Here is a 3,364-nt window from a genome sequence, read left to right as displayed (position 1 = left end):
TTGGAGATCGCAGTCAGGATCTGGCCCTTGGCCGGGATCGGGTCGTCGAGTATCACGTCGAACGCCGACAGACGGTCGGTGGCGATCATCAGGATGCGCTTGTCGTCGATGGCGTACAGGTCGCGCACCTTGCCCGAGTAGATCTTGTTCAGGCTTTTGAGATTGGTAGTGGTGATACCGGTCATGAGTCTTCCCAGAAAATGAAAAAGGCGAAGCCTTGCGGCTTCGCCCGTGAAATCAGAGAGTGTCTTTCAACGCCTCGGCCTGCTCCAGCGCCGCCTCGGCCGTGTCGGCCATCACATTGAAGTGGCCCATTTTGCGCCCGCGGCGCGCCTCCTGCTTGCCGTAAAGATGCAGTTGCGCATTCGGCGCCTCGGCCAGTACGCTCCATCGGGGCTCGCTGCCATCCTCGCCCCATACATCACCCAGCAGATTGACCATCACCACCGGGGTCAGCAGTTCGGTCGAGCCCGGCAACAGGCCGCACAGTGCGCGTACCTGCTGCTGGAACTGGTCGGTGACACAGGCCGTCAGCGTGTAATGCCCGGAGTTGTGCGGCCGCGGTGCGATCTCGTTAAGCACCAGCGTGTCATCCGCCAGCACGAAGAATTCGACCGCCAGCACGCCGACGTAATCGAGTTCGTCAGCCAGACGCCGCGCCATCGCCTGCACCTGTGCGGCGAGCGCCGGGGCAATGCGCGCCGGCACGATGGACACATCGAGGATACCGTTCACGTGGCGGTTTTCCGCGACCGGAAACACCGTCATCTGGCTGGCAGAAGTACGGGTCACGATGGCGGACACCTCAAGCTTGAGCTCCAGCATCTTTTCCAGCACACAGGCGACACCGAGTTCGCTCAAGGCGGTGCGCGCATCCGCCACCGTCTTCACCCTGATCTGGCCCTTGCCGTCGTAACCCAGGCGCGCAGTCTTGAGGATGCCCGGCAGGCAGACCGCCAGCGCGTCATCGGACACCGCAGCCAGATCGGCAGCGGTTTCCAGCGCCAGATAGGGCGCGGTCGGCAGACCAGCCTTGGCGATCCATGCCTTTTCGGCGATGCGGTCCTGCGCGATGGCGACACAGTCGCCGGACGGCGACACGCGGGTCTGTTTCGCCAGTTCACGCATCGCGCCGGCGTCTACATTCTCGAACTCGGTGGTAACGGCGGCACAGGTCTCGGCCAGTGTCTTCAGCGCAGCGGCGTCGCCATAGGGTGCGCACAGGTGCACATCGGCAAAATCGGCCGCCGGCGCCGCAGGATCAGGCTCCAGCACGGTCACGCGGTAGCCCATGGTCTTGGCGGCAACGGTAAACATGCGCCCGAGCTGGCCGCCGCCGATAATGCCCAGCATCGCAGGCGGCAGAATGGCGGCCATTATTCGAGCTCCGGCAGGCTCATGCCCAGCACAGTCTGTTCCTGCTTCAGGCGGAAGGCCTTGAGCTTATCGGCGAGATCGGGGCGGGTGGTGGCGAGCTGCGCCACGGCAAACAGCGCGGCATTGGCGGCACCGGCCTCGCCGATGGCGAAAGTCGCCACCGGAATGCCCTTGGGCATTTGCACGATGGACAGCAAGGAATCCTCGCCGCGCAGATATTTGGATGGCACCGGCACACCCAGCACCGGCACATGGGTCTTGGCTGCCAGCATGCCCGGCAAATGGGCGGCGCCGCCTGCACCGGCAATAATCGCCTTCAGGCCGCGTGCTTCGGCCTGTTCGGCATAGCTGAACAGCAAATCAGGGGTGCGGTGGGCCGAAACCACGCGGGTCTCGAATGCGATACCGAAATCCTTGAGTACGCGTGCTGCGTTTTGCATCACGTCCCAATCACTATTACTACCCATCACGATGCCGACTTCGATCATGGTGCTTTATGCCCGTGCGAGAGAGAAAGAAGGCAATTTTACCTGATCGGCGCGCAGCGCCGTAACACTTTATTATTTCGACATGAAAGAATAAAACAGGGAACAGGGATCTGGGAACAGGGACTCGGAATCGGGAACCCATTCCCCATTCCCCATTCCCTGATCCCTATTCCCTATTCCCCGATCCCGAGTCCCGCGCCTCACATCGTCGTCAGCTGCTGCTTGGCCTTGGCGGCCGCATCCGAGTTCGGATACAGCTTGATCAGTTTTTTCAGCGTCAGGCGGGCCTGATCGAGCTGGTCCAGTTCGCGCTGGGCATTGGCGACATTACGCAGCGCATCCGGCGCCTTGGGGTGCTTGGGGTTTTCATCGGCAAAGCGGCGCTGGATATCGATGGCCGCATCATACTGGCGCAAGGCCGTATGCGCGACACCGCGCCAGTAGGTCGCTTCCAGCGCCTGTGGTGCATTCGGGTTGCTATCGGCAAAGGCCTTGAGCGCCACAACCGCCGGGGCAAATTCGCGCTTGCGTAACGGCGCCAGCGCCTGATCAAAAGCCTGCTGCACCGTGTCCACCTGCACCGGTGTCCCGGCCGAATCGGTACGGCTGGCCGTACTACTGCCGCCCTCGAAACGGGCCAGACGCTGGTCGATATCGGCATACAGATCATTCTGGCGCTTTTCCAGTACACCAATCTTGTACTGCAGCATCTCGTTGTCGCCGCGCAGCTTGGCGACCTCGGCCTGCATGCCGTCCACCCGGCTGACCATTTCCAGCAGGCGCTCGTTGCTGATGCGCGACTCGATCTGGGAGAGGCGTGCGGTAGCCTGACGGTTGACCTGATCAAGCTGGGCACGGGTTTGCTCCAGATCGGACGTGCTGGCGCATGCCCCTAGCAGCAAGGAACAGGACAATAGGGTGATACGGGTCACAAGCATGGCATCTCCGGCAAAAACGAGTGCCGGCACAAGGCCGGCTGATCAATCGGGGGTCAGGGCAGGATACACGACTTCTACTGCGCTACGCCCGCCCGGCAAGGACGAGCGGCTATCACTACGCCACTGCCTGGCCGGCACGCCCGCCTGGCCAAACGCCACCGCGATGGCATCCAGATGGCGGCGGACCTGGGCGGGCGACTCGCCGCCGCGTACGCGCAATAGTGCCTGCTGCCCAGGATGGCGCTTCAGGCAATCGGCGTGGGCAGCCAGCTTCACACGTTCGGCATCGGTAAACGGGTAATAGATCATGCGTAGCGGCACAGCCGGGCAATACTGCGGCGCACTGATGGCCAGCACCGGGCCTGGCCCCATCATCGCCAGATCGGGCCTGGGTGGCACCGGTTCGAGATCCGGTTCCGCTTGCGGGCTAGCACAAGCGCCCAGCAGGGCACTCAAGCCTGCGGTCACAAACATCCGGTACAACATCGCGTTCTCCTGAAGAAGAATCCCGCCCTAGCAGACGGGATCTACCCAGCATAGGCAAGGCGGGCGGCAAATGCC

Annotated in this window: 5 protein-coding genes; all 5 read right to left on the bottom strand. The window is 62.7% G+C overall.

The window, feature by feature from the left end; all coding sequences use genetic code 11:
- Window positions 1-185: phosphoribosylaminoimidazolesuccinocarboxamide synthase (locus ACRC1E_RS03770; RefSeq protein WP_438513774.1), on the bottom strand; the 185-nt coding region annotated here is incomplete at its 3' end.
- 52 nt (window positions 186-237) lie between these two features.
- Window positions 238-1,377, bottom strand: coding sequence for a 5-(carboxyamino)imidazole ribonucleotide synthase (locus ACRC1E_RS03765; RefSeq protein ID WP_438513773.1), 1,140 nt, complete (start codon window positions 1,375-1,377; stop codon window positions 238-240).
- Window positions 1,377-1,865 carry a 5-(carboxyamino)imidazole ribonucleotide mutase gene (purE, locus tag ACRC1E_RS03760; RefSeq protein WP_438513772.1) on the bottom strand — a complete coding sequence of 163 codons (489 nt, stop codon included), beginning with the start codon at window positions 1,863-1,865 and terminating at the stop codon, window positions 1,377-1,379. Before purE ends, ACRC1E_RS03765 begins: the two co-directional genes overlap by 1 nt.
- A gap of 200 nt (window positions 1,866-2,065) precedes the next feature.
- A complete protein-coding gene (locus ACRC1E_RS03755) occupies window positions 2,066-2,803 on the bottom strand; it encodes a YbgF trimerization domain-containing protein (RefSeq protein WP_438513771.1) in 738 nt (245 codons plus the stop codon).
- A gap of 42 nt (window positions 2,804-2,845) precedes the next feature.
- Complete coding sequence (locus ACRC1E_RS03750; RefSeq protein ID WP_438513770.1) at window positions 2,846-3,289, bottom strand: hypothetical protein; 444 nt, start codon at window positions 3,287-3,289, stop codon at window positions 2,846-2,848.
- Between the last annotated feature and the right edge of the window lie 75 nt (window positions 3,290-3,364).

This window comes from Craterilacuibacter sp. (assembly GCF_051659485.1).
Classification (GTDB): domain Bacteria; phylum Pseudomonadota; class Gammaproteobacteria; order Burkholderiales; family Chromobacteriaceae; genus Craterilacuibacter.
Note: the sequence above shows the minus strand (reverse complement) of the source record. Positions and strands in the feature narration are given on the sequence as shown.

What these genes read in the sequence shown, in the direction of transcription:
- ACRC1E_RS03755 (WP_438513771.1), bottom strand. Translation starts at nt 2,803, where the DNA reads ATGCTTGTGACCCGTATCACCCTATTGTCCTGTTCCTTGCTGCTAGGG.
- ACRC1E_RS03765 (WP_438513773.1), bottom strand. Translation starts at nt 1,377, where the DNA reads ATGGCCGCCATTCTGCCGCCTGCGATGCTGGGCATTATCGGCGGCGGC.
- purE (WP_438513772.1), bottom strand. Translation starts at nt 1,865, where the DNA reads ATGATCGAAGTCGGCATCGTGATGGGTAGTAATAGTGATTGGGACGTG.
- ACRC1E_RS03750 (WP_438513770.1), bottom strand. Translation starts at nt 3,289, where the DNA reads ATGTTGTACCGGATGTTTGTGACCGCAGGCTTGAGTGCCCTGCTGGGC.